The organism is Pseudomonas resinovorans NBRC 106553 (genome assembly GCF_000412695.1).
In the GTDB taxonomy this organism is placed as follows: Bacteria; Pseudomonadota; Gammaproteobacteria; order Pseudomonadales; family Pseudomonadaceae; genus Metapseudomonas; species Metapseudomonas resinovorans_A.
On the sequence record NC_021499.1, the window covers coordinates 5,030,045 to 5,054,413 of the forward strand.

At 67.8% G+C, this 24,369-nt stretch carries 22 protein-coding genes; 6 read left to right on the forward strand and 16 right to left on the reverse strand.

Features of this window, described 5'->3' with window-relative positions; translation table 11 throughout:
* Positions 1–33 precede the first annotated feature (33 nt).
* A complete protein-coding gene (locus tag PCA10_RS22645) occupies positions 34–711 on the forward strand; it encodes a DUF4197 domain-containing protein (protein WP_016494418.1) in 678 nt (225 codons plus the stop codon).
* 523 nt (positions 712–1,234) lie between these two features.
* On the opposite strand, the gene PCA10_RS22650 is transcribed toward PCA10_RS22645, so the two are convergent.
* Entirely contained in the window at positions 1,235–2,392 is a 1,158-nt protein-coding gene (locus tag PCA10_RS22650) for an aromatic ring-hydroxylating oxygenase subunit alpha (protein ID WP_016494419.1), read from the reverse strand.
* Positions 2,393–2,410: 18 nt separating this feature from the next.
* Positions 2,411–3,013 carry a TetR/AcrR family transcriptional regulator gene (locus tag PCA10_RS22655; protein WP_016494420.1) on the reverse strand — a complete coding sequence of 201 codons (603 nt, stop codon included), beginning with the start codon at positions 3,011–3,013 and terminating at the stop codon, positions 2,411–2,413.
* A 102-nt stretch (positions 3,014–3,115) separates the two neighbouring features.
* Here PCA10_RS22655 and PCA10_RS22660 point away from each other — a divergent pair, with 102 nt between their 5' ends.
* Together PCA10_RS22660 and PCA10_RS22665 are read left to right on the forward strand one after the other, a co-directional pair.
* Positions 3,116–3,949, forward strand: a complete 834-nt coding sequence (locus PCA10_RS22660) for a crotonase/enoyl-CoA hydratase family protein (RefSeq protein WP_016494421.1) — start codon at positions 3,116–3,118, stop codon at positions 3,947–3,949.
* Positions 3,950–3,977: 28 nt separating this feature from the next.
* Positions 3,978–5,729 (forward strand): AMP-dependent synthetase/ligase, encoded by a 1,752-nt coding sequence (locus tag PCA10_RS22665; protein WP_016494422.1) that lies wholly within the window; start codon positions 3,978–3,980, stop codon positions 5,727–5,729.
* 197 nt (positions 5,730–5,926) lie between these two features.
* On the opposite strand, the gene PCA10_RS22670 is transcribed toward PCA10_RS22665, so the two are convergent.
* Positions 5,927–9,043 carry an efflux RND transporter permease subunit gene (locus tag PCA10_RS22670; protein WP_016494423.1) on the reverse strand — a complete coding sequence of 1,039 codons (3,117 nt, stop codon included), beginning with the start codon at positions 9,041–9,043 and terminating at the stop codon, positions 5,927–5,929.
* A 6-nt stretch (positions 9,044–9,049) separates the two neighbouring features.
* Positions 9,050–10,153 (reverse strand): efflux RND transporter periplasmic adaptor subunit, encoded by a 1,104-nt coding sequence (locus PCA10_RS22675; protein WP_016494424.1) that lies wholly within the window; start codon positions 10,151–10,153, stop codon positions 9,050–9,052.
* Between the two features lie 92 nt (positions 10,154–10,245).
* On the opposite strand from PCA10_RS22675, the gene PCA10_RS22680 reads away from it, so the two are divergent.
* Positions 10,246–10,881: a TetR/AcrR family transcriptional regulator gene (locus PCA10_RS22680; RefSeq protein WP_016494425.1), complete on the forward strand. Its 636-nt coding sequence runs from the start codon at positions 10,246–10,248 to the stop codon at positions 10,879–10,881.
* A 41-nt stretch (positions 10,882–10,922) separates the two neighbouring features.
* Here PCA10_RS22680 and PCA10_RS22685 read toward each other — a convergent pair whose 3' ends face one another.
* The 8 genes from PCA10_RS22685 to ppc form a co-directional block, all read right to left on the reverse strand.
* On the reverse strand, positions 10,923–11,696 hold the full coding sequence (locus PCA10_RS22685) for a class I SAM-dependent methyltransferase (RefSeq protein WP_041770411.1): 774 nt from the start codon (positions 11,694–11,696) through the stop codon (positions 10,923–10,925).
* 69 nt (positions 11,697–11,765) lie between these two features.
* Positions 11,766–12,458 (reverse strand): extensin-like domain-containing protein, encoded by a 693-nt coding sequence (locus PCA10_RS22690; RefSeq protein ID WP_016494427.1) that lies wholly within the window; start codon positions 12,456–12,458, stop codon positions 11,766–11,768.
* Positions 12,459–12,465: 7 nt separating this feature from the next.
* Positions 12,466–13,290, reverse strand: a complete 825-nt coding sequence (locus PCA10_RS22695; RefSeq protein WP_041770930.1) for an isocitrate lyase/PEP mutase family protein — start codon at positions 13,288–13,290, stop codon at positions 12,466–12,468.
* Between the two features lie 119 nt (positions 13,291–13,409).
* On the reverse strand, positions 13,410–14,264 hold the full coding sequence (locus PCA10_RS22700; RefSeq protein WP_016494429.1) for a DUF72 domain-containing protein: 855 nt from the start codon (positions 14,262–14,264) through the stop codon (positions 13,410–13,412).
* Positions 14,264–14,608: a hypothetical protein gene (locus PCA10_RS22705; protein WP_016494430.1), complete on the reverse strand. Its 345-nt coding sequence runs from the start codon at positions 14,606–14,608 to the stop codon at positions 14,264–14,266. The genes PCA10_RS22700 and PCA10_RS22705 overlap by 1 nt, the downstream gene beginning before the upstream one ends.
* 101 nt (positions 14,609–14,709) lie before the next feature.
* Complete coding sequence (gene tsaB, locus PCA10_RS22710; RefSeq protein ID WP_016494431.1) at positions 14,710–15,390, reverse strand: tRNA (adenosine(37)-N6)-threonylcarbamoyltransferase complex dimerization subunit type 1 TsaB; 681 nt, start codon at positions 15,388–15,390, stop codon at positions 14,710–14,712.
* A 296-nt stretch (positions 15,391–15,686) separates the two neighbouring features.
* Positions 15,687–16,334, reverse strand: a complete 648-nt coding sequence (adk, locus tag PCA10_RS22715; protein ID WP_016494432.1) for an adenylate kinase — start codon at positions 16,332–16,334, stop codon at positions 15,687–15,689.
* A gap of 161 nt (positions 16,335–16,495) precedes the next feature.
* Positions 16,496–19,132 (reverse strand): phosphoenolpyruvate carboxylase, encoded by a 2,637-nt coding sequence (ppc, locus tag PCA10_RS22720; protein WP_016494433.1) that lies wholly within the window; start codon positions 19,130–19,132, stop codon positions 16,496–16,498.
* 202 nt (positions 19,133–19,334) lie between these two features.
* On the opposite strand from ppc, the gene PCA10_RS22725 reads away from it, so the two are divergent.
* Positions 19,335–19,679: a hypothetical protein gene (locus PCA10_RS22725; RefSeq protein ID WP_016494434.1), complete on the forward strand. Its 345-nt coding sequence runs from the start codon at positions 19,335–19,337 to the stop codon at positions 19,677–19,679.
* Here the strand turns inward: PCA10_RS22725 and cadR are convergent.
* Positions 19,673–20,143: a Cd(II)/Pb(II)-responsive transcriptional regulator gene (cadR, locus tag PCA10_RS22730; protein WP_016494435.1), complete on the reverse strand. Its 471-nt coding sequence runs from the start codon at positions 20,141–20,143 to the stop codon at positions 19,673–19,675. The genes PCA10_RS22725 and cadR overlap by 7 nt on opposite strands.
* A gap of 75 nt (positions 20,144–20,218) precedes the next feature.
* Here cadR and PCA10_RS22735 point away from each other — a divergent pair, with 75 nt between their 5' ends.
* On the forward strand, positions 20,219–22,420 hold the full coding sequence (locus PCA10_RS22735; protein ID WP_016494436.1) for a heavy metal translocating P-type ATPase: 2,202 nt from the start codon (positions 20,219–20,221) through the stop codon (positions 22,418–22,420).
* A gap of 101 nt (positions 22,421–22,521) precedes the next feature.
* Here PCA10_RS22735 and PCA10_RS22740 read toward each other — a convergent pair whose 3' ends face one another.
* From PCA10_RS22740 to PCA10_RS22750, 3 genes are read right to left on the reverse strand one after another with little or no spacing between them, the layout of a single operon-like run.
* On the reverse strand, positions 22,522–23,025 hold the full coding sequence (locus PCA10_RS22740; RefSeq protein WP_016494437.1) for an O-acetyl-ADP-ribose deacetylase: 504 nt from the start codon (positions 23,023–23,025) through the stop codon (positions 22,522–22,524).
* A gap of 31 nt (positions 23,026–23,056) precedes the next feature.
* Positions 23,057–23,380, reverse strand: a complete 324-nt coding sequence (locus PCA10_RS22745; RefSeq protein WP_016494438.1) for a hypothetical protein — start codon at positions 23,378–23,380, stop codon at positions 23,057–23,059.
* Positions 23,377–24,273 (reverse strand): alpha/beta hydrolase, encoded by an 897-nt coding sequence (locus PCA10_RS22750; RefSeq protein ID WP_016494439.1) that lies wholly within the window; start codon positions 24,271–24,273, stop codon positions 23,377–23,379. The genes PCA10_RS22745 and PCA10_RS22750 overlap by 4 nt, the downstream gene beginning before the upstream one ends.
* Positions 24,274–24,369: the final 96 nt, after the last annotated feature.

The window sequence follows — 24,369 nt, forward strand, 5'->3', positions numbered from 1 at the left end:
GGACCGCCCCCAGACAGCCACAAGGATGCAGCCATGATCCGCTTCGCCACCCTTTGCGCCGGCCTCGCCCTGTCCGCCAGCGCGTTCGCCCTGTCCCTGGCCGACCTCAGCCAGCAGGACGCCACCGGCGGCCTGAAGGATGCCCTGACCCAGGGCGCCAAGGTCGCCGTGCAGCAGTTGGGCAAACCGGGCGGCTTTGCCGACAACCCGGACATTCGCATCGAATTGCCCGGCAATCTCGGCAAGGCCGCCAAGACCATGAAGATGATGGGCATGGGCGCCCAGGTGGAACAGCTCGAAGACACCATGAACAAGGCCGCCGAAGCCGCCATGCCCCAGGCCCAGGCACTGCTGGTGGATGCGGTGAAGAAGATGACCGTGCAGGACGCCAAGGGCATTCTCAGTGGCCCGGACGACGCCGCCACCCAGTACCTGAACAAGACCAGCCGCGACCAGCTGCGCGCCAAGTTCCTGCCCATCGTCAAGCAGGCCACCGACAAGGTCGGTCTTGCCCAGCAATACAACAGCTTCGCCGGCCAGGCCGCGAGCTTCGGCGTGGTGGACGCCAAGAGCGCGAACGTCGAGAGCTACGTGACCGAGCAGGCCCTGGACGGGCTGTTCAAGATGATCGCCGAGCAGGAAGCCGGCATCCGCCAGAACCCGGCAGGCGCCGCCACCAGCCTGGCGAAGAAGGTGTTCGGGGCGCTTTGAGCCTCGATGGATGTGAAAAGCCCGGCCTAGTGCCGGGCTTTTTTGTGGGCGGTTGAGGGGGGTGCCTCCGGCGGCTCTACTCGTTGCCGAGCAACGTAGGATGGGTTGAGCTTGCGATACCCATCAGCTCTGCCCGCATGGGTATCGCTCCGCTCAACCCATCCTACGGTCTTGACAGCAAGCGCGAAGCCGTCCTGTTGCCGATACCGGCCTAAAGCGAAGCTGAGGAGATGACGCCGCGCAAAGTGCCCCTTCAGGAGGCCGAGTGGAATCCTTGTGGAGGGGGACGAGCGGCATGGATGCCGCGAGAGCCGCGCAGGGCCATGGATGGCCCTTCGCGGCGGGCCCCCGGAGCAAGGAGGGAAGGAGGGAACCTCGGCGAAGCCGGGGCCGGATGCAGGGGCAAGCGTTTTGCTTCCTTTGGGGCGACTGCCAAAGGGAGTCGCCCGGGAGGGCGAAACAGAAACCTCAGCACGCGCAGCAATGAGCTGAACTACCGCCCCCAAAACTCAATGCCAACCCCCTACCCTTCCAAAACCTCCACCCTCCGATCCCCCAGTGCCTCATCCAACCCCTGGTGGAACCAGCGCAAGGCCTGCTCGAACCGCCCATGCCAGAGCCGATCTGCAGCGCCAGCCCGGATGCCCGCCTGGACCCGCGCGGCCATGGCGAAGTCCTCCTCCAGGGCCGAGTAGAGAATCTCGTTGTTCTTCTCGAAGTAGCGCCGCGCCTTGTCGGTGGCCGGTTCCTCCGCCAGCAGGGTATGGCCCAGCACCCGGGTGGCCAGCGGGCCGTCGGGGAACACGGAGGAGAAGTCGATATGGTCCGGCTCCACCAGCACCAGGGTGTTGGGCCAAAGGAAGTACAGCAGGTTGCCGTGGCGGCGCAGGTCCCACTGGTCTTCCGGTTGCTCGAGGACATCCCGCAGGTTGCGCTTCACGTAGTAGTTGCGGATATGTCGGCCGAAACGCTCGAACAGCCCGAGGTTGGGCCAGAACAGGTGGTCGATGGTGGCCTGGTGGGCCTTGGCGACGTGGTAGTTCTCCAGGAAGGTATCGATGGTCAGCTTCCAGTTCACCGGCCGGCGAATGTCCCGGGGGTCGAAGACCACATGATCGTCCAGGGCGAAGCTCTCGAAGTCGGCGAGGATCTGCTCGCCGAAGAACGCGTCCATGTCCAGTGCCGGCCCGGGCGAGTGGCGCGCCCAGACGGCGCCGAAGCGTTCGGCCACCGGCACTTCGGTGAGGTTCAGGCAGGCGCGGTCGACGCCCTCGAAGCCGTAGCCATGGGGGATGCCGCGTAACTGGCCGTCGGGGTTGTAGGCCCAGGCGTGGTAGGGGCAGACGAACACCCGATTGGCCCCGGCCGGCTCCCCCACCAACTGGGTGCCACGGTGCTTGCAGACATTCAGGAAGCCACGCAGGCGGCCCTGTCCATCACGGGTCAGCAGCAGCGGCGCGAGCAGGTCGCGGGTGATGAAGTGCCCGGCGGCGATTTCGCTGGAACGGGCCACCAGCAATGGCTCGCAGCGCAGGATTTCGTCACGCTCGCGGCGGTGGCGCTGCTCGTCGAGGTAGGCGTCCACCGGCAAGGATGAGGGCGCCTCGACGCAATCGGAAACGCCCCGCTCCACCAGAGCCAGCGTTCGCTTCAGCAGTTCAACCTGGGTTGCATGGCGCATGGCGGCCTCTTCTTCTTGTCATGACGGCTGGAGTGGCGCCAAGGCACCACGGATGAAATGCCAGAGCTGGCGCGACAGTTGTTCCGCCGCCGGCCTGGGTGAGCGGCCGAGGGCTTCCAGCAGCGCCTGGTGCATGCCGCCGAGGATCATCGCCGACACCAGCTCCGGGTCGAGGCTGGCGTTCAGCTGCCCGGCAGCCTGGCCACGGCGGATGTTGTCGGCGCCCTGACGGACGTTCTCGGCGATGCGCTGGGCTTCCAGCGCCGCCACCTCGGGCTCGCGTGCCAGGCTCACCAGCAGCAGCGGCGCCAGCGGTTCGGCGTAAACGAACTGCACCGCGCGGCGCACCCGCTGTTCCTCGCGGCTGCACCAGTCCTCGGCCCCCGGCAGCGGGTCGGCCGCCATCACTTCGGCCTGGTAGCGGTCGTGGAAATCCTCGGCCACGGCCGCCAGCAAGCCCGCGCGGGAATTGAAGTAGCGGTAGATCAGGCCCACCGACACCCCGGCCCGCTCCGCCACCCGCCCCACTTCCAGGCCACCGCCCAGCTCCAGCAACTCGTCGCGGGCGGCGTCCAGCAGGCTGGCACGGGTTCTCAGGGCTTTAGCGGAAAGGTCTGACATGTGGGCACTCAAGAAAGCGATAGACAATAAAAGTGAATTCAGTTTACTTACTTATCCCGACACGCCAAGCCCCGACCAACAATAAACAACGGAGCGCTTTCCATGACCGAGTCCTGCGTCCACTACGCGGTGGACGGCCGCGTCGCCACCCTCACCCTGAATCGCCCGGAGCGCCTCAACGCCATCGACGACCGCATGCCGGCCGAGCTCGAAGCCGCCGTGCTGCGGGCCAATGCCGACGACGCCGTCCATGTCATCGTGCTCACCGGCGCCGGGCGGGGCTTCTGCAGCGGCTACGACCTGAAGTTCTTCGCCGAGAACCCGCGCGGCATCTACGGCAGCCAGGAAATGCCCTGGGACCCGATGGTCGATTACGCGCTGATGAAACGGAACACCGAGCACTTCATGAGCCTGTTCCGCAGCTACAAACCGGTGATCGCCAAGGTCCAGGGCCCCGCCGTGGCCGGCGGCAGCGACATCGCCCTGTGCTGCGACCTGATCGTCATGGCTGACGAGGCGGTGATCGGCTACCCGCCGGCGCGGGTCTGGGGCTGTCCCACCACCGCCATGTGGGTCTACCGCCTGGGTCCGGAAAAGGCCAAGCGCATGCTGCTCACCGGCGACCTCATCGATGGCCGCGAAGCCCAGCGCCTGGGCCTGGTCTACCAGAGCGTGCCGCTGACCGAACTGGATGCCGCCGTCGAGGCACTCACCGGCCGCATGCAGGGCATCCCGAAAAACCAGCTGATGATGCAGAAGCTGATGATCAACCAGGCCTTCCACAACATGGGTCTGGAAACCACCCAGATGTTCGCCACGCTGTTCGACGGCATCACCCGTCACAGCCCGGAAGGCGTGCGCTTCAAGGCCCGCTGCGAGGAGGTCGGCTTTGCCCTGGCGGTCAAGGAGCGCGACTCGGGCCAGCCCATTCCCTGACCGTCCAACCGAGCGCAGGAGGTGTTCGATGACCACACAGCAACCACCCACCGATCTGCCCAGCATTCCCGCCCTGCTCGCCTGGCGCGCCAGCCACACACCGGACTGGCCAGCCGCCCAGGTACAGGAAACGGGTGGCTGGCGAAGCCTCGACTGGGGCGAGGTCGCCCGCCGCAGCGAAGCCTACGCCCGGGCGCTGCTCGTCGCCGGCGTGGAGCCCGGCGACCGGGTGGCGATCTGGAGCCGCACCCGCCTGGAATGGAGCCTGCTGGACTTCGCCGTGCTCAGCGTCGGCGCCGTCAGCGTCGGGCTGTATCCGAGCCTTGCGCCGGCCCAGGCGCTCCAGCAATTGCAACGGGCCGACTGCAAACTGCTGTTCGTCGAGCACTCCATCCAGGCACTCCCCCTGGCCCACCAGGACCTGCGGATCATCTGCCTCGACGAGCCCGCGCCGGATAGCGGGCACCAGGGCCTCGGCGCCTTCCTCACGCCATTCGCCGACATCCCCCCGGAGCGGGTCCGGCAACGCTGGCAGGCGCTGAATCGCGATGCCCTGGCCAACCTGGTGTTCACCTCCGGCACCACCGGCGAGCCCAAGGCGGCGATGCTCAGCCATGGCAACCTGCTCGCTTCCATCAGCGCCTATCCCTTGCCGCCGCAACGCTATACCGGCCTGGCCTTCCTGCCGATGGCCCACGTCGGCGAGCGGGTGATCGGCCACTACCAGCGCCTCTGGTGCGGTGCCCAGGCCGCCTTTGTTCCGGACATCAACGATGTACCCAGGGCACTGGCCGAGGTGCGGCCGGACTTCTTCGGCAGCGTACCGCGCCTGTACGAAAAGCTGCATGGCGCGGCCATGGCCCAGCGCGACGCCATGCCGGCCGGCAAACGGCGCCTGCTGGACTGGGCGCTGCGCACCGGCCTGCAACAGGCCCGAGGCGAACGCCAGGGCGGACTGGCGTTGCTGCTGGCCCGGCGGCTGGTGCTCGACAAGCTGCGCCAGCGCCTGTTCGGCGCGCGCATCCAGGTTCTGGTGAGCGGTGGCGCACCGCTGGACCCGCAGCTGGTGGAGTTCTTCTCCGTGCTCGGCCTGCCGCTCTGCGAAGGCTGGGGCATGTCCGAATCCACCGCGTTCCTGACCAGCAACGAGGGCGGCCGGGACAAGGCCGGCTCGGTGGGCCGTGCGGTGCCCGGCGTCGAGCTGCGCATCGCCGATGACGGTGAGGTGCTGGCACGCGGCCCCCTGGTGTTCCAGGGCTACTTCCGCAATCCGGAGAAGACCGCCGAGACCTTCACCCAGGACGGCTGGCTGCGCAGCGGTGATCTCGGCCGGCTCGACGACCAGGGCTATCTCTGGCTCACAGGACGCAAGAAGGAAATCATCATCACCGCCGGCGGCAAGAACATCGCGCCAGCGCCCATCGAGGCACGCCTCAAGCAGCACCCACTGGTGGACCAGGCGCTGGTGCATGGCGACCGGCGCAAGTACCTCAGCGCCCTGCTCGCCCTCGACCCGCAGCTTCTGGAGGCCTGGGCCCGGCGCAACGACCTGCCGGGCGGGCCGGCCGACTGGCTGCAGGCGCCAATCCTGCTGGCGGACCTGCAGGCCCATGTCGACGCGGTGAACGCGGAGCTGTCCCAGGTCGAGCGACTCAAGGCCTGGGCCCTGCTGCCACGCCCGCTGAGCCAGGAGCAGGACGAACTGACGCCGACCCAGAAGCTCAAGCGCCCGGTGGTGGAACGGCGTTTCGCCGAGCTGCTGGATGGGATGTATGGCTAAGAGCTCGCCCCTACGTCGCCCGCATATTGCGCGAAAGACCAACGCCCGTAGGATGGGTCGGGCGGCGTTCCACTGAGCTTGCGATACCCATCGACTCCTTCCGCATGGGTATCGCTCCGCTCAACCCTTCCTACGCTCTGCTTCCCTACCATCTCCCACACACACCAAAGAAAAGGCCCCTTGCGGGGCCTTTTTCATCAGTGGCTGGGCTGGGCGTCCGGTGCCGCCACCGCTCGTGGCTGCTCCGCTTCCACCGGTTTGACCCGGAACCAGGCGGCATACAGCGCCGGCAGGAACAGCAAGGTCAGGGCGGTGGCGACGATCAGACCACCCATGATGGCCACGGCCATGGGGCCGAAGAACACGCTGCGCGACAGCGGGATCATCGCCAGCACAGCCGCCAGGGCGGTGAGCACGATGGGCCGGAAGCGCCGCACCGTGGCTTCGATGATGGCGTGCCAGCGATCCAGGCCCGCGGCGATGTCCTGCTCGATCTGGTCTACCAGGATCACCGAGTTACGCATGATCATCCCCGACAGCGCGATGGTGCCGAGCATGGCCACGAAGCCGAAGGGCTGACGGAACACCAGCAGGAACAGGGTGACCCCGATCAGGCCCAGGGGCGCGGTGAGGAACACCATGGCCGAACGCGAGAAGCTCTTCAACTGCAGCATCAGCAGGGTCAGCACCACCACTATGAACAGCGGTATGCCCGCGTTCACCGAGCGCTGCCCACGCCCCGAGTCTTCCACGGTGCCGCCCACTTCCATCAGGTAGCCGTTGGGCAGTTCGGCGCGGATCGGGTCCAGGGTCGGCGAGATCTCCTTGACCAGGCTGGCCGGCAACGACTTGTCGTAGATGTCGGCGCGCACGGTCACCGTCGGCAGGCGGTTGCGGTGCCAGATGATGCCTTCCTCGAAGCCGTACTCCAGGGTGGCGATCTGCGACAGGGGCACACTGCGGCCGTTGTCCGTCGGTACCGCCAGGCTCGGCAGCAGGGCCAGTTCCTGGCGCTCGCGGATGGTACCGCGCAGGAGGATCTCGATCAGTTCGTTGTCCTCGCGGAACTGGCTGACGGGCGCACCGGTCAGCGAGCTCTGCAGGAAGCGCGACAGGTCGGCCGTGGTCACGCCCATGGCGCGGGCGCGGTCCTGGTCGATGTTCAGCCGCACCACCTTGCTCGGCTCTTCCCAGTCCAGGTGCACGTTCACCACATGGGGGTTCTCGCGCACCTTGTCCGCCACCTTGCGGGCCAAGGCGCGGACTTCCTCGATGTGCTCGCCGGACACGCGGAACTGCACCGGGTAACCGACAGGCGGACCGTTCTCAAGGCGCGAAATGCGGCTACGCAGGATCGGGAAATCGTCGTTCAGCACCTGGATCAGCCAGCTGCGGATTTCCTCGCGGGCTTCGATGGATTTGGCCAGCACCACGAACTGGGCGAAGCTCGCCGCAGGCAGCTGCTGGTCCAGGGGCAGGTAGAAGCGCGGCGAGCCGGTGCCGACGTACACCACGTAGTTATCCACACCCGGATGCTCGCTGAGCAGTTGCTCCAGGCGCTTCACCTCGGCCTCGGTATTGGCCAGGGATGCACCTTCGCCCAGCTTGAGGTCGACCATCAGCTCCAGGCGCCCGGAGACCGGGAAGAACTGCTGGGGCACGAAACGGAACAGGGCGATGGATGCGACGAAGGCGGCCAGGGTCAGCAGGATCACCGTCTTGCGCCGCCGCACGCACCACTCCACCACGCGCCGGACGCGTTGGTAGAAGGGGGTGCCATAGGGGTCGTGGCCCTTGTCGCTGCGGCCATGCTTCTTCGCATGGAGCTTGGCCAGGTCCGGCAGCAGGCGGTCGCCCAGGTAGGGCACGAACACCACCGCGGCGATCCAGGACACCAGCAGGGCGATGGTCACCACCTGGAAGATCGAGCGCGTGTACTCGCCGGTGCCCGATTGCGCGGTGGCGATGGGCAGGAAACCGGCGGCGGTGATCAGGGTGCCGGTCAGCATCGGGAAGGCCGTGCTGGTCCAGGCGAAGCTGGCCGCCTTGAGGCGGTCAAAGCCCTGCTCCATCTTGATGGCCATCATCTCCACCGCGATGATCGCGTCGTCCACCAGCAAGCCCAGCGCCAGCACCAGCGCCCCCAGGGAAATCTTGTGCAGGCCGATGCCCAGGTAGTACATCACGGCGAAGGTCATCGCCAGCACCAGCGGGATGGACAGCGCCACCACCAGGCCGGTGCGCAGGCCCAGGGAGAAGAAACTCACCAGCAGCACGATCACCACGGCCTCGGCGAGCACCCGGACGAACTCACCGACCCCGGCCTTCACCGCCGCCGGCTGGTCGGACACCTTGCGCAGCTGCATGCCGGCCGGCAGGTCCTGCTGCAAGCGCGCGAATTCGGCCTCCAGCGCCTGGCCCAACACCAGGATGTCGCCACCGGCCTTCATCGAAACGGCCAGGCCAATGGCGTCCTCGCCCATGAAGCGCATGCGCGGTGCCGGCGGGTCGTTGAAGCCGCGGCGGACTTCAGCCACGTCGCCGATGCGGAAGGTGCGGTCCCCGACACGGATGGGGAAGTCGCGGATCTCCTTCACCGAATCGAAACGCCCGGACACCCGCAGCTGCACGCGGTCGCTGGCGGTTTCGAAGAAACCGGCGGCGGCCACCGCGTTCTGCGCCTCCAGCGCCTGCTGCACGGCGGCCAGCGGCAGGCCGAGGGTGGCGAGCTTGGTGTTGGACAGCTCGATCCAGATCTTCTCGTCCTGCAGGCCGAGCAGCTCCACCTTGCCCACATCCTTGACCCGCTGCAGCTGCAGCTGGATGCGGTCGGCGTAGTCCTTGAGCACGGCGTAGTCGAAGCCCTCGCCGGTCAGCGCGTAGATGTTGCCGAAGGTGGTGCCGAATTCGTCGTTGAAGAAGGGACCCTGGATACCCGGCGGCAAGGTATGGCGGATGTCGCTGATCTTCTTGCGCACCTGGTACCAGAGCTCGGGGATCTCCTTGGAGTGCATGGAGTCACGGGCGATGAAGGTCACCTGGGACTCGCCGGGGCGCGAGAACGAGATGATCTTGTCGTACTCGCCGGTCTCCATCAGCTTCTTCTCGATGCGTTCGGTGACCTGGCGGGAGACTTCCTCGGCGCTGGCGCCCGGCCAGTTGGTGCGCACCACCATGGCCTTGAAGGTGAAGGGCGGGTCTTCGCTCTGCCCCAGCTTGGTGTACGAGATGGCCCCGACTATGCCCAGCAGCAGCATGAGGTAGAGGACGATCTGGCGGTTCTGCAACGCCCAGGCGGATAGGTTGAAATTCACGTCGCCTTACTCCTTGGCCAGCATCTTCACCGAACGGTTGGCGCGGTCCACCGGACGCACCTGCTGGCCTTCGCGCAGCACCTGGACGCCGGCGGCCACCACCCAATCGTCGGGCTTGAGGCCTTCGAGCACCGGCACGCGGTCCTCGCCGTAGGGGCCGACGCGAACCAGGCGGCGCTTGAGCGTGGAATCCTTGGGATCGACCACCCAGACATAGGGCTGGCCGGCCTCGGCGGTCAGCGCCGAAAGGGGTACGGACAGGGGCACCGACGCGTTGTTGCGGATGAACACCCGGGCGCTCTGGCCCAGCTCCGCAGGCACCTTGCCCTCGTCGAAGGCGACCCGTGCGGCGAAGGTGCGCGATTGCGGATCGGCGGCCGGCGACAGCTCGCGGATGCGCGCCGGGAAACGCTGGTCAGGCAGCGACCAGAGTTCCACCGCCACCTCCTGGCCCACCTTGAAACGGTCGATGGCGTGTTCCGGCAGGCTGATCAGTACTTCGCGGTCGCCGTCGGCGGCCAGGGTGAAGATGGTCTGGCCGGCGGCCACCACCTGCCCCACCTCGGCGCGGCGGCTGGCGATCACGCCGTCCAGGGACGCCCGCAGCACGCTGTAGGCGGCCTGGTTGCTGGCGACATTGAACTCGGCCTTGATCTGCTTCACCCGCGCCGCGCCCGCGCGGTACTGGTTCTCCACGGTGTCGTACTGGGAGTGGCTGATCATCTGGCGGTCCAGCAGGGTGCGGTAGCGGTCGCGCTCGGCCTGCACCAGCTTGAGGTTGGCCTCGGCGGCGGCCACCTGGGCACGGGACGCTTCCAGCTGCAGGCGCACGTCCTGCGGGTCGAGCTCGGCCAGGGGCTGGTCCTTCTTCACGCGGGCGCCGATGTCCACCAGGCGTCGGGAAACCTTGCCGCCTATCCGGAAGGCCAGCTCGGGCTCGTAGCGTGCCCGCACCTCTCCCGGGAAGGTATCCACCGCATCCGCCGCAGGCTCCGGCTGCACCACCATCGCGGGCCGCGCGGCCTGGTGCACCGGTTCGCTATTACCGCAAGCCACCAGCAGGAGGGAAAGGGAAAGGGGAAGAGCGAGGGGCAAGGCATGGCGAAACATGATGAATGACCTTTCGCGAAGAGCGGTTTGAATATTTATACTGCGGGGTATAGTAAAAATAGCAAACTCACCAGTCCAGTATTTAAAGAGAAATGTCTGACAATTCTTTTCCGACCAGCGGCCCGGGCCGCCCAAAAGACCTCGCGAAGCGAAAGGCGATTCTCGAAGCCGCGAAGAACCTGTTCCTGAGCAAGGGTTACGACGGTTGCAGCATGGACGCCATCGCCACCGAGGCCGGCGTTTCCAAGCTGACCGTGTACAGCCATTTCACCGACAAGGAGACGCTGTTCTGTGCGGCGGTGAAGGCCAAGTGCGAGGAGCAGATGCCGGAGCTGCTGTTCGAGCTACCGGCGGGCGCCAGCATCGAGAGCGTGCTGCTGAACGTTGGCGAGAACTTTCAGCGGCTGATCAACAGCCAGGAATCCCTGGAGCTGCACCGGGTCATGGTGGCCACGGCCAGCCAGGACCCGAAGCTGGCGCGCCTGTTCTACGAAGCGGGGCCGCTGCAGCTGCTGCAAGAGATGACGGGCCTGCTGACCCAGGCCAACCAGGCCGGCAAGCTGCGCATCGAGGTGCCGGTGAATGCCGCCGAGCACTTCTTCTGCCTGATCAAGGGCGGCCACAATTTCCGCATGCTGATCGGTTGCTGCACACCCCAGGATGACCAGGAAAACGAGCAGCACGTACGGGAAGTGGTGGAACTGTTCATCAGGGCGTACGCGCCCTGATGACGGCCGGGTAGTGTCCTCGCCGCCAGCGCCGGGGGCGCTCAGCTCCCCAGTTTCTTCTTCGGATAGATGTCGTAGCGGCTGGACTTGCCTTCCAGCGCATAGCTCGGCTTGGCGCCTTCGATGATCGGCGCCTTGCGCGGGCGCTTGACCACCACCCGGTGGCTGGCCAGGGCCAGGGCGGCCTCCAGCAACGCCGGGGCATCCTGGTCATCGCCCACCAATGGGCGGAACAGGCGCATCTCCTTCTTCACCAGGGCGCTCTTGTCCCGGTGCGGGAACATCGGGTCGAGGTAGACCACCTGGGGCGCCTCGCCCTGCCACTGGCGCATCAGCTCGATGGCGTTACCCTGCAGCAGGCGCATGCGCGCGACAATGGCGGCGGTTTCCAGGTCATGGCTGCCACGGGCCAGGCCATCCTCCAGCAGCGCGGCGATCAGCGGCTGGCGTTCGATCAGGGTCATCTCGCAGCCCAGGCTGGCAAGGACGAAGGCATCGCGCCCAAGTCCCGCCGTGGCATCCAGCACGGACGGGCGGATACCGGATGCCACGCCGACCGCCTTGGCGATCATCTGCCCGCTGCCGCCGCCGAACTTGCGCCGGTGCGCGGCCGCGCCCTCGACGAAATCCACCCGCACCGGCCCCGGCGAATCAAGCCCCAGCTGCAGCAGCTGCAAGCCGTCCCCGCCCAGTTGCAGGGCGAAGTCCGCCTCGCCGTCGCGGGCCAGCCCCAGGCGCGCGGCCCAGGCCTCCAGCGCCTCGGCAAAGCCCGGCTCGAGGGCCTCGGCCCTCACCCTGACAGATTCTTCACTCATGGACCCACACGCCTGACCGGAAAAAACCCGCGCATTCTGCCAGAGCCGCGCCGCCAATTCGCGCCCCCATCAGCGACAGAGGCGCCAGCGGCCCATGTCCACATGGAAATGGTCGCGGTGGGCGGCGTTGTAATCCGGGCCGAGGGTGACGCTGAAGTGTGTGCAGGCGGCGTCCCGCACCAGGCGCAGGAAACGCGCCTCGGCGCCCTCCCCGTCCCAATGCCGCGCCACGCTGATGCGCCGACCGTCGGCCAGGCGGAAGCCGGCGATGTCCAGCGCGTTGGCCGACGCATGCTGGCTGCGGCGCTGGCTGCCGCCGATGCTGCGGCAGGCAAAGCTGCCCAGATGGTCGATGGCCGTCACCGGCTGGCCGAACACCTCCCGCGCGGCGGGCTGCAGGCCATGCCACTCGAACAGGGCGAAGGCCACCGCCAGTTCGCAGGTGGCGACGAAGCTGCTGCTGAAGGCCAGCTCCGAACTGCTGATGCGCACGCTGTTGGCTATCGGGCAACCGGCCACCGGTGAGCTGTCCGGCACGGCCACCTGGTGCAGGGACGAGCTGGCCAGCGCCTGTCGACAGAGCGCGGGATCGCGCCGCAGGCGCGCCAGCTTGAAGCGGGTCACCCAGTTCGGTGCCTCGGCCACGTCCAGCGGCGCCCAGGGATTCCAGCGCGGCGGCAATTGCAGCCGCCACTCCCGCTCCAGGACCGTCGCCAACAGCAGCAGCGCCAGCCCTGTGAGGCCCAGGAAGACTCGCCGCAAAACTGCCTCAGCGGAACAGGTCGTTGATACGGTCGAAGGGCATGGCCTGCCCCATGGCCGCCAAGTCGCCCTGGCTCAGCGCCCGCGCCGCCTGGAAGAAGGCGCCATAGGCCACCCGCGCGAGGTTGGAGCCGACGCTGACCCGCTTGACCCCGAGCTCGGCCAGTTCCTCGAGCCCCAGCCGCAGGTTGGGCGAGCCCACCAGCACGTTCACCGGCCGCGGCGCCACGGCGTGCACCACTTCGCTGATCTGTTCGCGGGTGGTCAGGCCCGGCGCGTAGAGCACATCGGCGCCGGCCTCGGCATAGGCCACCAGGCGGCGCAGGGTATCGTCCAGGTCGGGCCGACCATGGAGGAAGTTCTCCGCCCGCGCCGCCAGGGTGAAGGGGAAGCCCAGCCCGCGAGCCGCCTCCACCGCTGCGCGGATGCGCTCCACAGACAGTTCCAGGGAGTAGATCGGCTCATCGGCGCGGCCACTGGCGTCTTCGATCGAGCCTCCGACGAGGCCGACGGCGGCGGCCGCACGGATGGTCGCCGCGCAGTCCTCGGGGCGGTCGCCATAGCCGTTCTCCAGGTCTGCCACCACCGGCAAGGGGGTCGCCTCGACTATGTCGCGGGCGTTGGCCAGGGCCTCGTCACGGGAGACATTGCCTTCGGCGTCGCGGCGACCCAGGGCGAACGCCAGGCCCGCACTGGTGGTGGCCAGGGCGGAAAAGCCCAGATGGGCGAGCATCTTGGCCGAGCCGGCATCCCAGGGATTGGGCAGGACGAACAGGCCGGGGGTGCGGTGCAGGGCGGCGAAGGCTTCGCCACGTTGCGCTTGGGAAGTCATGGCAGGCTCCGGTTCCATGGGCAGAGGCTCTAGCCTAGCCCAGGCCTACCTTCGTAGGAGCGAACTCTGCTCGCGAACCGCTTCGCGAGCAGAGCTCGCTCCTACAGGGCATACCGTTCTCAGAGCAGGCCGAGCTGCTCCGCTGGCGGTGGCGGTACATCCAGCTCCGGCAATCCCGGCAGGCGCTCGCGCAGCGAGGTGTGGAAGCGCAGGGCCTGGGCAGCGGCCAGGTGATTGTCCGGGGTATGCAGGAAGACGCTGGGGGTCAGGCCCTGCTCGATCCAGCCGGCCACCTTGTCCAGCCAGGGTTCGAGGAAGGCCTGGTTGGCGTCCAGGTCCGGCCCGCCGATGAAGCGCACCTGCGGGCTGGCGCTGAAAGCCGCGGGGCGCACCGGCACCCGGGGCTTCTTCGATTGCGCATGGAGCACCGCCGGGTCTCGCGACGTGCAGGCGAACAGTGCCCGAGAGTCCAGGCAGATACGCTCCACCCCGCGCTCCTGCAACAGCCGATTGAGCGCCCGTTCGGCATCACTCTTGTCGAAGAACGCCGGGTTGCGCACTTCCACGGCAACGCTCTGTTGACTGAACTCATCCAGCCAGGCCGCCAGCTCGCCCAGTCGGGCGGGTCCGAACGCCGCCGGCAGCTGCAGCCAGAGCGGCGCCAGGCGCTCAGCCAACGGCGCAAGCAACTGGAGAAAGGCGGCGGTGGCATCGACCTGCTCGCGCAGGTCGCCTTCGTGGCTGATGTCGCGCGGTACCTTGGCGCAGAAGCGGAAGCCGTCCGGCATGGTCCGCGCCCAACGCTGCAAGGTCTCGACGGAAGGCCGGGCGTAGAAGGTGGTGTTGCCTTCCACGGCGTTGAACACCCGGCAGTAGTGCTCGAGGGTGTCGGCGGGACGCAGGTCGGCGGGATAGAAGCTGCCGCGCCAGGCCGGCTCGTTCCAGGACGGGCAGCCGAGGTGATAGGGAAGCATCAGGCGTAGAGGTCGAGGCCGAGGACTTCGGGGGCGTCGTAGTCGGCAACGAACTGGGCGGTGGTGCTGTAGCTGGCGATGGCCTGGGCCGCGCGATTGCTGATGCTGCGTTGCTGCTGGATCAGGTCCTGCGGACGCACCGGCAGGCTGTCGCCGGAGGCATTGCCGGCCTGCACCCGACGGGGCTGAGGGGCCTGCTCGAAACCCTGGGTGGACGACGGCGTACCCGGCTGCTCGCGGCGCGCCTCGGCCTCGCGCTGGATCTCGCGGAAAGGCGTGACCGCGCTGCCCTGACGGGGGCTGCGTTCCAGCGGATAGGAAGAGGTGAAGCCGTCGATGCGCATCGGTTACTGCTCGGCAGTGCTGGCATTTCGAGATGATTGCCGCCGGACTCTAGCCGTCCGGCCCCGGCTTGGCAATCCGGGGCCTAGGGATCAGGACGATTCTACTGCGGCGCCTTGGGTGTGGCGACGTTGTCGCGCAGGTAGACCGGTTGCGCCTGATCGGCGGCCAGGCCCTCGCCGCGGGCCCAGGCGAAGCGGGCCAGGGTCAGCAGGTCTTCGGCGTGGGGCAGCAGGGCCGGCGATTGACCGCTGACCTGCACCGGAATCCGCGCGGCGAAGGTGCCCCAGCCGGTACCGGCGCCGTACCAGTCGCCACTGGCGTCTCGGGGCAGCTGGGCCTGCTCCGGCGGCAGCACCGCTTCCACGCCGGCCAGGCGCATTTCGCCGGCCTCCAGGCGGTAGCAGCCCCAGTAGACCTCGTCCATGCGTGCGTCGATGGCCGATGCCACCTGCTGGGCGCCCTGCTCGCGGTGGGCGCGCTGGGCCAGCACGGCCAGGTCGGACACCGGCAGCACCGGACGATCCAGGGCGAAGGCCAGGCCCTGCACGACACCGATGGCGATGCGCACGCCGGTGAAGGCGCCGGGGCCTCGGCCGAAGGCAATGGCATCCACCGCCGCCAGGGGCACACCGGCGTCGCCCAGCAGGGTCTGGATCATCGGCAGCAGACGCTGGGCGTGCAGGCGCGGGATCACCTCGTAGTGACTGAGCACCTTGCCGTCATGCAGCAGGGCGACGGAGCAGGCTTCGGTGGCGGTATCCAGGGCCAGCAGAGTGGTCATCGAGAGGTCCAGGCGGTGGAAAAAAGGCGGGCATTATAAACGGTTCTGCGGGGATTGCCGGGGTGTTGGCTCATACCTGAACAACCCTCTCCCTGAAGAGGAGAGATAGGACTGAATCGTAGGTTGGTGCAGAGCGAAGCGAAGCCCAACGATTCCGGATCACCATCGCTACGTTGGGCTTCGCGCAGCTCTGCCCAACCTACGGCTATTCGCGCAGCCAAACCCAACAGGGACCCTCGCCCTCCAGAAACACCAACGGCCCGCAAGCGGGCCGTTGGTCAGGTACAGGCGATCACTCAGCTGAGAGCGGCCAGCACCTTGCCGGTGATCTCCTCCACCGAGCCCACGCCAGCGATGGCGCTGTACTTCGGGGTGCCTTCGGCGGCGGAGAGCTTCTGGTAGAAGTCCACCAGCGGCTTGGTCTGCGAGTGGTAGACGGACAGGCGATGACGCACGGTCTCTTCCTTGTCGTCGTCGCGCTGGATCAGGTCCTCGCCGGTGACGTCGTCCTTGCCGGCGACCTTCGGCGGGTTGTGCTCGGTGTGGTAGACGCGACCGGAAGCCGGGTGTACACGGCGGCCGGCGATGCGGCCGACGATTTCCTCGTCGTCCACGGCAATCTCGACCACGTGGTCGATGCTCACGCCGGCTTCCTTCATGGCTTCAGCCTGGGGAATGGTGCGCGGGAAACCGTCGAAGAGGAAACCGTTGGCGCAGTCGGCCTGGGCGATGCGTTCCTTGACCAGGTTGATGATCAGGTCATCGGACACCAGGCCACCGGCATCCATCACGCTCTTGGCCTGCAGGCCGAGCTCGGTGCCGGCCTTGACCGCTGCGCGCAGCATGTCGCCGGTGGAAATTTGCGGAATGCCGAACTTCTTGGTGATGAAGCCGGCTTGAGTACCTTTGCCGGCACCAGGGGCCCCCAGCAGAATCACGCGCATCGATGTGCTCCTCAAAAATTTTATTTTCAGATCGGTCGGATTCGCCTCGTGGGGCCAATCTCAGAATAGGTTTCGGCGTCGCTGACGGGCCAAAAAGGACGTTCAAGATACACAGCGCCCCTATAGCGCACAAGACGCCGGAAGTACGGGGGAAACCGGCCTCATCCGGTGTTCCGGAGACCCGCCGCGATGCCCGCCACGCTCACCAGCAGGGCCTGTTCCAGAGGGCCTTCGACATGCTGCTCACTGCGCCTGGAACGGGCCAGGAGCTCGGTCTGGAGCAGGTGCAGCGGGTCCAGGTAGGTATTGCGCACGCTGATGGCCTCGCGGGTCTCCGGACTCGCCGCCAGCAGTTCGGACTGGCCGGTCAGAGCCAGTACCGAGGCGCACGCCTGCGACAATAGGTCGCGCAATTGCACACCCAGTGGCTCCAGCTCTTCGGGCACCAGCCGTTCGTCATAGAGCGCGGCGATATTGGCGTCGGCCTTGGCCAGGACCATTTCCAGCATGTCGATGCGCGTGGCGAAGAACGGCCAGTGTTCGCGCATCCGCGCCAGCAGGCGGGTTTCACCGCGCTGGGTGGCATTGGCCAGTGCCGCCTCCCAGCCCAGCCAGGCCGGCAGCATCAGGCGGGTCTGGGTCCAGGCGAAGATCCAGGGGATCGCCCGCAGGCTCTCCACGCCACCGGCACGGCGCTTGGCCGGTCGACTGCCGAGCGGCAGCCGGCCGAGCTCCTGCTCGGGGGTGGCCTGGCGGAAGTAGTCGACGAACTGCGGGTGCTCGCGCACCACGGCGCGATAGGCGGCCACGCCGTCGGCGGCGAGGCGGTCCATGGCCGCGCGCCAGGCCGGCTCGGGCTCCGGAGGCGGCATCAGGGTGGCTTCCAGCACGGCCGCCAGGTAGGTGTTGAGGTTCTGCTCGGCGATGCCCGGCAGGCCGAACTTGAAGCGGATCATCTCGCCCTGCTCGGTGGTGCGGAAACGTCCCGCCACCGACCCCGGCGGTTGCGACAGGATGGCCGCGTGGGCCGGGCCGCCGCCGCGCCCCACGGTGCCGCCGCGACCATGGAACAGCAGCAGTTCCACCTGGTGCGCGCGGCACACCTCCACCAGCTGTTCCTGGGCGCGGTACTGGGCCCAGGCGGCGGCCACGGTGCCTGCGTCCTTGGCCGAGTCGGAGTAGCCGATCATCACTTCCTGCGGGCCGTGCAACCGCGCGCGGTAGCCCGGCAGGCCGAGCAGGCGGTCGATGGCGGGGGCGGCGTTGTCCAGGTCGGCCAGGGTTTCAAAGAGTGGCACCACATGGATCGGGCGTTGCAACCCGGCTTCCTTGAGCAGCAGTTGCACCGCCAGCACGTCCGAGGGCGCACCGGCCATGGAAATCACATAGGAGCCGAGGGAAGCGGCCGGCGCGTTGGCCACCACCTTGCAGGTCGCTAGCACTTCGGCGGTGTCGGCCGAGGGCCGGTAGTGCGGCGGCAGCAAGGGCCGGCGATTGTCCAGTTCGCGCTGGAGGAAGGTCAGGCGCTGCTCCTCGCTCCACTGGGCGTAGTTGCCCAGGCCCAGGTAGTCGGTGATCTCGTCCAGGGCGGCGGCATGGCGCGCGGAGTCCTGGCGGATGTCCAGGCGCACCAGGAACAGCCCGAAGGTGGCGGCGCGGCGCAGGCAATCGAGCAGCGCGCCGTCGGCGATCACGCCCATGCCGCAGGCGTGCAGCGAGTGGTAGCAGAGCTCCAGGGGTTCCAGCAGCTGGGTGTTGTCGTGGAGCACCTCGGCGCAGGGCGGGACATCGGCGTCCAACGCAGATTCGGCCCAGGTGCGAGTGGCCCGCAGGCGGTCCCGCAGCTGCTTGAGCAGCGCCCGGTAGGGCTCCGGGTGAACGCCCACGCGCACCCGCAGCTCGTCGCTGGCCTGCTGCATGGACAGCTCGGCGGCCAGGTGGTCGACATCGCGCAGGTAGAGGTCGGCGGCCATCCAGCGCGCCAGCAACAGCACCTGGCGGCTGATGGCGGCGGTGACATTGGGGTTGCCGTCACGGTCGCCGCCCATCCAGGAGGCGAAGCGCAAGGGCGCGGCGGTCAGCGGCAAGCGCAGGCCGGTGGCCGCGTGCAAGGCCTGGTCGACATGCCGCAACACGTTGGGCAGCGCCTGCCAGAGGGAATGCTCGATCACCGCGAAGCCCCACTTCGCCTCGTCCAGCGGGGTCGGCCGAATACGGCGGATCTCCTCGGTGTGCCAGGCCTCGGCGATCAGCCGCAGGAGGCGCAGGCGCACCGCGTCACGCTCGGCCGCGCTGAGGTCGGCGTGATCCTGGGCGGCCAGTTGGGCGGCCATGGCGTCGTACTTCTGGATCAGGGTCCGACGGGCGACTTCGGTGGGGTGGGCGGTCAGTACCAGCTCGATTTCCAGCCGCCCGAGCTGGCGGGCCAGCTGTTCCGGGCCATGGCCGGCGGCCAGCAGGCGTTGCAGCAGGTTATCCAGCACGCGGTCCTCGAAGGGCTGCGGCTCATCCGGGCCGCGGCGGCGGATGCGGTGGTACTGCTCGGCGATGTTGGCCAGGTTGAGGAACTGGTTGAAGGCGCGGGCCACCGGCAGCAGCTCGTCGTCGCTGAGCCCGTCGAGGGTCTCGTTGAGCTGGCGTTCGCCCTGCGCGGAGCCCTGGCGGGCGGCCTTGGCGCCCTTGCGGATGCGTTCGATCTTGTCCAGGAAGGCCTCGCCCAGCTGGGCGCGGATGGTGTCGCCGAGCAACTCGCCGAGCAGGTGGACGTCCTCGCGCAGACGCGCATCTATTTCGGCCATGGCACTTCCTCCGTGATGGGAATCGACCCCCAGATTGCCGAGGGCGCCATCCAGTTACAAGGGTGCGACGAACGGTGTATCCCGCCCCACCCGCAAGCTAGTCTGAAGATTAGCCGCCATCACGAATGACGACTCCCGGGCAGCGAAGACCGCCCGGTGCTTCGAGCCACCCACCACCACGTGGGAAGAGGATGAGGTGTCTATGAAGATCCGAGAACTGGTCCGCCATTGGGAGCAGAACGCCAAGGGTCGCCTGACCCGCAGCGAGTACAGCATTCACCTGGACCTGGAGTCCGCCGCCCGCCTGGCCGCCCTCTCCGAGATGTACCCCAAGCGCAGCGTCGAAGAACTGATCGGCGAACTGGTGGGCGCCGCCCTGGAGGAGCTGGAGGCCAGCTTCCCCTACGTCAAGGGCAGCCAGGTGGTCGCCACCGACGAACAGGGCGACCCGCTCTATGAGGACATCGGGCCGACGCCGCGCTTCCTGGCCCTTTCCCGCCGTTACCTGCAGCAGCTGAGCGCTCAGCGCGACAGCACCAATCACTGACCTCGACGGTGTACGCCGGGCACATGCAAATGCCCGGCGTGGGCGCATTCCTCGCTGACCACCGGCGGCGGGCCCGGCTGCTCCAGTTCGCGGAGGATGCCGCAGGCCTCGCTGGCGCCCTCGCCACGGCAGCGCGCGCGCAGGTCGCGCAATTGCTCGCGTAGCGACAGCAGCTCGGTAATGCGCACTTCCACATGGTGCAGGTGCTCGTCGATCAGCCGGTTGGCCGTGGCGCAATCCGCCTCGGGGCGGTCGCGCAGGGCCAGCAGCGCGCGGATCTCGTCCTGGGTCATGTCCAGCGAACGGCAGTGGCGGATAAAGGACAGCCGCTCTACATGGACCGTGTCGTACTGCCGGTAGTTGCCCGCGCTGCGCGAGGGCGCCGGCAGCAGCCCTTCGCGCTCGTAGTAACGGATGGTTTCCACCGGGCAGTCGGTGAGGGTCGCCAGTTCGCCGATCTTCATTGCCTGACTCCGCTTGACTCTGTAGTTGCTACAGGGTGTGCAATGGCCATCGAAGCGTCAAACAGGAATTGACCCATGAGCCACCATTGCTGCCACGACCATGACCACGCCCCCCGCTCCGCCACGCCGGACCTGGCGGCCATCGCTGCCAGCGCCGAGCCGCGCTGGAGCAGCCTGCGCATCGACGCCATGGACTGCCCCACCGAGGAGCGCCTGATCCGCGATGCCCTGGGCAAGGTCCCGGCCATCGAGGCGCTGGAATTCAACCTGATGCAGCGCCTGCTGCGGGTGCGCCACCGCTTCGACGACGCCGAGCCCCTGCAGCGGCTGATCGAAAGCCTCGGCATGCAGGCGGTGCCGCTGGCCGAAGGCGCCGCCGCCACGGCCCCCGCCCAGGCGCAGAAGCCCTGGTGGCCGCTGGCCCTGGCCGGTGTCGCCGCCCTGGCGGCGGAAGCCTGCGAATGGTTCGATCTCACGCCCGAGTGGGTGATCGCCGCCCTGGCCATACTGGCCATCCTCGGCGCCGGCCTGCCCACCTACAAGAAGGGCTGGATCGCCCTGAAGAACCGCAACCTGAACATCAACGCGCTGATGAGCATCGCCGTGACCGGCGCCCTGCTGATCGGCCAGTGGCCGGAAGCGGCCATGGTCAGCGTGCTGTTCGCCATCGCCGAACTGATCGAGGCCCGCTCCCTGGAGCGGGCGCGCGACGCCATTCGCGGCCTGCTGCAACTGGCCCCGGAGCAGGCCACGGTGTTCGAAGACGGCCAATGGCGCGAACGCCCCGCCCGCGAGGTACAGCCCGGCGCGCGGCTGCGAGTGCGCCCCGGTGAGCGCATCGCCCTGGATGGCGAAGTCCTCGGCGGCCGTTCCAGCGTCAACCAGGCGCCCATCACCGGAGAGAGCCTGCCGGTGGAGAAGGACCTGGGCGACCCGCTGTTCGCCGGCACCATCAATGGCGAGGGCGAACTGGAATACCGCGCCACCCGTGCCACCGACGACAGCACCCTGGCGCGCATCATCCACGCCGTGGAAGCCGCCCAGGGCTCGCGGGCACCGACCCAGCGCTTCGTCGACCAGTTCTCGCGCATTTACACCCCGGTGGTGATTCTCATCGCGGTGTTCACCGCGCTGCTGCCGCCCCTGCTGCTGGGCGGCGCCTGGCTCGACTGGCTGTACCGCGCCCTGGTGCTGCTGGTAATCGCCTGCCCCTGCGCCCTGGTGATTTCCACCCCCGTGACCATCGTCAGCGGCCTGGCCGCGGCGGCGCGAGGCGGCATCCTGATCAAGGGCGGGGTGTTCCTCGAACTCGGCCGCAAGCTGGCCTGGATCGCCCTGGACAAGACCGGCACCCTGACCGAAGGCCGCCCTCGGCAGACCGACCTGGAGTTGCTGCAACCGTCCGCAGGCAAAGCGCGCGCCCTGGCCGCCAGCCTGGCGGCACGTTCCGACCACCCGGTGTCCCAGGCGGTGGCCCGCGCCGCGGAAGCCGACGGCATCGCCCTTTATGCCGTGGACGGCCTGGCCGCCCTGCCCGGCCGGGGCGTCACCGGGTTGATCGAAGGCCGCGTCTATCACCTGGGCAATCACCGCCTGATCGAGGAACTCGGCCTCTGCTCGGCGCAACTGGAAGCCCGCCTGGACGCCCTGGAGGCCCAGGGCAAGACGGTGGTGGCGCTGTGCAGCGAACAGGCCGTGCTGGCCCTGTTCGCCGTGGCCGATACCCTGCGCGACAGCAGCCGCGAAGCCATAGCCCAACTGCATGCCCTGGGGGTGAAGACGCTGATGCTCTCCGGCGACAACCAGCACACGGTGCAGGCCATCGCCAATCAGGTGGGCGTGGATGACGCGCGCGGCAACCTGCTGCCCGAAGACAAGCTGGCGGAGATCGGCCTGCGCCAGGCCGGTGGCGTGCCGGTGGGCATGGTCGGCGACGGCATCAACGACGCGCCGGCCCTGGCCCGCGCCGACATCGGCTTCGCCATGGGCGCCGCCGGTACCGACACCGCTATCGAAACCGCCGGCGTGGCGCTGATGGACGACGACCTGCGCAAGCTGCCGCAGTTCATCCGCCTGTCCCACCGCACCCATCGCGTGCTGATGCAGAACATCAGCCTGGCGCTGGGCATCAAGGCGGTCTTCCTGGTGCTGACGCTGATGGGTGAAGGCACCCTGTGGATGGCGGTGTTCGCCGACATGGGCGCCAGCCTGCTGGTGGTGTTCAACGGGATGCGGCTGCTTTCTCCCCTCTCCCTCCGGGAGAGGGGCCGGGGGTGAGGGTAGTCCGAGTCCACTCGGTGTTTCCCTCACCCCAACCCTCTCCCAAAGGGAGAGGGAGATTTCGCACCTGCCCGCGCCCTTCGCGATTGAAATCGCTCCTACAACGCCAGCGCGTCCTGGTAGACCTTCACCATGTCCGCGCCGAAGGCCACCAACAGCGCTTCCTTCAGGCTGCTGCCAGACGGCCTGGGCCGCTTCAGTTCGGCCACCGCGATGCGCGCCGCCGCCTCCAGCGGATAGCCGTACACCCCGCAGCTGATGGCCGGGAAGGCGATGCTGGCGAGCCCTTCGGCGTCGGCCAGGGCCAGGCTGTTGCGGTAGCAGTTGGCGAGGAGTTCGGCTTCGCGATGACCGCCGCCGTGCCAGACCGGCCCAACCGTGTGGATCACGAAGCGCGCCGGCAGGCGAAAGCCGGGGGTGATGCGCGCCTCGCCCGTGGGGCAGCCGCCAAGGGTGCGGCAATGGGCGAGGAGTTCGGGGCCGGCGGCGCGGTGGATGGCGCCGTCGACGCCGCCACCGCCCAGTAACGAAGAGTTCGCGGCGTTGACTATGGCGTCCACCGCGAGTGTGGTGATGTCGCCTTGCCAGATCTTCAGGTCCATGACGGATACCTCCCTGGCAAAGGCTAGCCCCTTACTTGACCTCTTGCGGGGTCTCCTGCCCCATGCAGCGCACGGCCTTCTTGCGGTTGTCCACCAGCACGCCGGTCAGGCCCTTCTGCTGGGTGTCGAACAGCACCAGCACGCCGTCGATGCACTGGGCGACCTGGGCGGCGGGTTCGAGCGAAACCTTGTAGTCCTCCCCGGGCATGGTCTTGAGCATGGTGAAGTCGGACAGCAGCAGGGCGTCCTCGGGTTTGGCGAAGTGCAGGTAACCGTAGTACCAGAGCACCATCACGGTGCCGACAATGCTGCCGATGCCGGTGAGGATCAGCGGGATGGGGTTGCGTTCGCTCATTGGGGACTCTCTGTATTCGGGACTTCGGCCAGCCGGCGCAATCCCACGAAACCCTTCGGGTCTTCGAGGTAGAGCAGCATCACCTGCCGCCAGGTGGGGTCGGCGAAGGTCTGCACATGGCCACCGCGGACCGGCTGGAACACCCGCGGCGGGGGCGCAGCTTGATACAAGCGCACGCCGTTGGAAAGGGGTACCACCGGATCGTCGATGCTGTGGTAGATCAGCATGGGCAGCCCCTCCAGGGCGCCGATGCCACGAATGGCGCTCTCCCCGTCCGGTATCAGCCAGGACAGCGGCACCTGCAACGGCCAGGTGAGCCAGACATTGCCCAGGCTGTAGCGCGCCACTTCGCGGTAGCTGGCGGGCACGCCGTCCAGCACCAGGGCCTTGAGCCTGGCCCTGCGCTCGGGCCGTTCGGCCAGGTAGTGCACCGCCAGCGCCCCGCCGATGCTCTGGCCCAGAAGCACCACCGGCTTGCCCTGCACCTCCGGCGCCTGGTCCAGCCAGGCGAAGGCGGCGTCGATATCCTGGTAGAGCGCCGGCAGGCTCGGCGAACCCTCGGAGTGGCCATAGCCGCGGTAATCCAGCAGCAGCACCTGGTAGCCCTGGGCCGGCAACCACCAGCTGCCGCCCAGGTGGGTGGCGACATTGCCGCCATTGCCATGCAGGTGCAGCACCGTGCCCTTGACCTCCACCCCCGGCTTGGCCGGCAGCCACCAGGCGTGCAGGTGCGTACCGTCGGCGGCCACCAGGCTGATGTCGCGGTACTCCAGCTTGGCTTTTTCCGGGGTGAAGGGGACGTAGGTGTCGGGGTAGAACAGCAGAGAGCTGCAGCCCTGCAGGAACAGCACGGCAAGGAGCAGCGGCAAGAGGCGGGAAGCAGGCATGTGCATTTCCTTCCTGGAACATCACAGGCCAGCCCTGCGGGCTGGTTGGCGAATGAATTCGCCCCTACGGGATCGCGGCATTCGTTCGCCGAGGCCCCCAAG

Coding starts and splice junctions, on each gene's coding strand:
- PCA10_RS22645 (WP_016494418.1), top strand. CDS start 34: ATGATCCGCTTCGCCACCCTTTGCGCCGGCCTCGCCCTGTCCGCCAGC.
- PCA10_RS22650 (WP_016494419.1), bottom strand. CDS start 2,392: ATGCGCCATGCAACCCAGGTTGAACTGCTGAAGCGAACGCTGGCTCTG.
- PCA10_RS22655 (WP_016494420.1), bottom strand. CDS start 3,013: ATGTCAGACCTTTCCGCTAAAGCCCTGAGAACCCGTGCCAGCCTGCTG.
- PCA10_RS22660 (WP_016494421.1), top strand. CDS start 3,116: ATGACCGAGTCCTGCGTCCACTACGCGGTGGACGGCCGCGTCGCCACC.
- PCA10_RS22665 (WP_016494422.1), top strand. CDS start 3,978: ATGACCACACAGCAACCACCCACCGATCTGCCCAGCATTCCCGCCCTG.
- PCA10_RS22675 (WP_016494424.1), bottom strand. CDS start 10,153: ATGTTTCGCCATGCCTTGCCCCTCGCTCTTCCCCTTTCCCTTTCCCTC.
- PCA10_RS22680 (WP_016494425.1), top strand. CDS start 10,246: ATGTCTGACAATTCTTTTCCGACCAGCGGCCCGGGCCGCCCAAAAGAC.
- PCA10_RS22685 (WP_041770411.1), bottom strand. CDS start 11,696: ATGAGTGAAGAATCTGTCAGGGTGAGGGCCGAGGCCCTCGAGCCGGGC.
- PCA10_RS22695 (WP_041770930.1), bottom strand. CDS start 13,290: ATGACTTCCCAAGCGCAACGTGGCGAAGCCTTCGCCGCCCTGCACCGC.
- PCA10_RS22700 (WP_016494429.1), bottom strand. CDS start 14,264: ATGCTTCCCTATCACCTCGGCTGCCCGTCCTGGAACGAGCCGGCCTGG.
- PCA10_RS22705 (WP_016494430.1), bottom strand. CDS start 14,608: ATGCGCATCGACGGCTTCACCTCTTCCTATCCGCTGGAACGCAGCCCC.
- tsaB (WP_016494431.1), bottom strand. CDS start 15,390: ATGACCACTCTGCTGGCCCTGGATACCGCCACCGAAGCCTGCTCCGTC.
- adk (WP_016494432.1), bottom strand. CDS start 16,334: ATGCGCGTGATTCTGCTGGGGGCCCCTGGTGCCGGCAAAGGTACTCAA.
- ppc (WP_016494433.1), bottom strand. CDS start 19,132: ATGGCCGAAATAGATGCGCGTCTGCGCGAGGACGTCCACCTGCTCGGC.
- PCA10_RS22725 (WP_016494434.1), top strand. CDS start 19,335: ATGAAGATCCGAGAACTGGTCCGCCATTGGGAGCAGAACGCCAAGGGT.
- cadR (WP_016494435.1), bottom strand. CDS start 20,143: ATGAAGATCGGCGAACTGGCGACCCTCACCGACTGCCCGGTGGAAACC.
- PCA10_RS22735 (WP_016494436.1), top strand. CDS start 20,219: ATGAGCCACCATTGCTGCCACGACCATGACCACGCCCCCCGCTCCGCC.
- PCA10_RS22740 (WP_016494437.1), bottom strand. CDS start 23,025: ATGGACCTGAAGATCTGGCAAGGCGACATCACCACACTCGCGGTGGAC.
- PCA10_RS22745 (WP_016494438.1), bottom strand. CDS start 23,380: ATGAGCGAACGCAACCCCATCCCGCTGATCCTCACCGGCATCGGCAGC.
- PCA10_RS22750 (WP_016494439.1), bottom strand. CDS start 24,273: ATGCACATGCCTGCTTCCCGCCTCTTGCCGCTGCTCCTTGCCGTGCTG.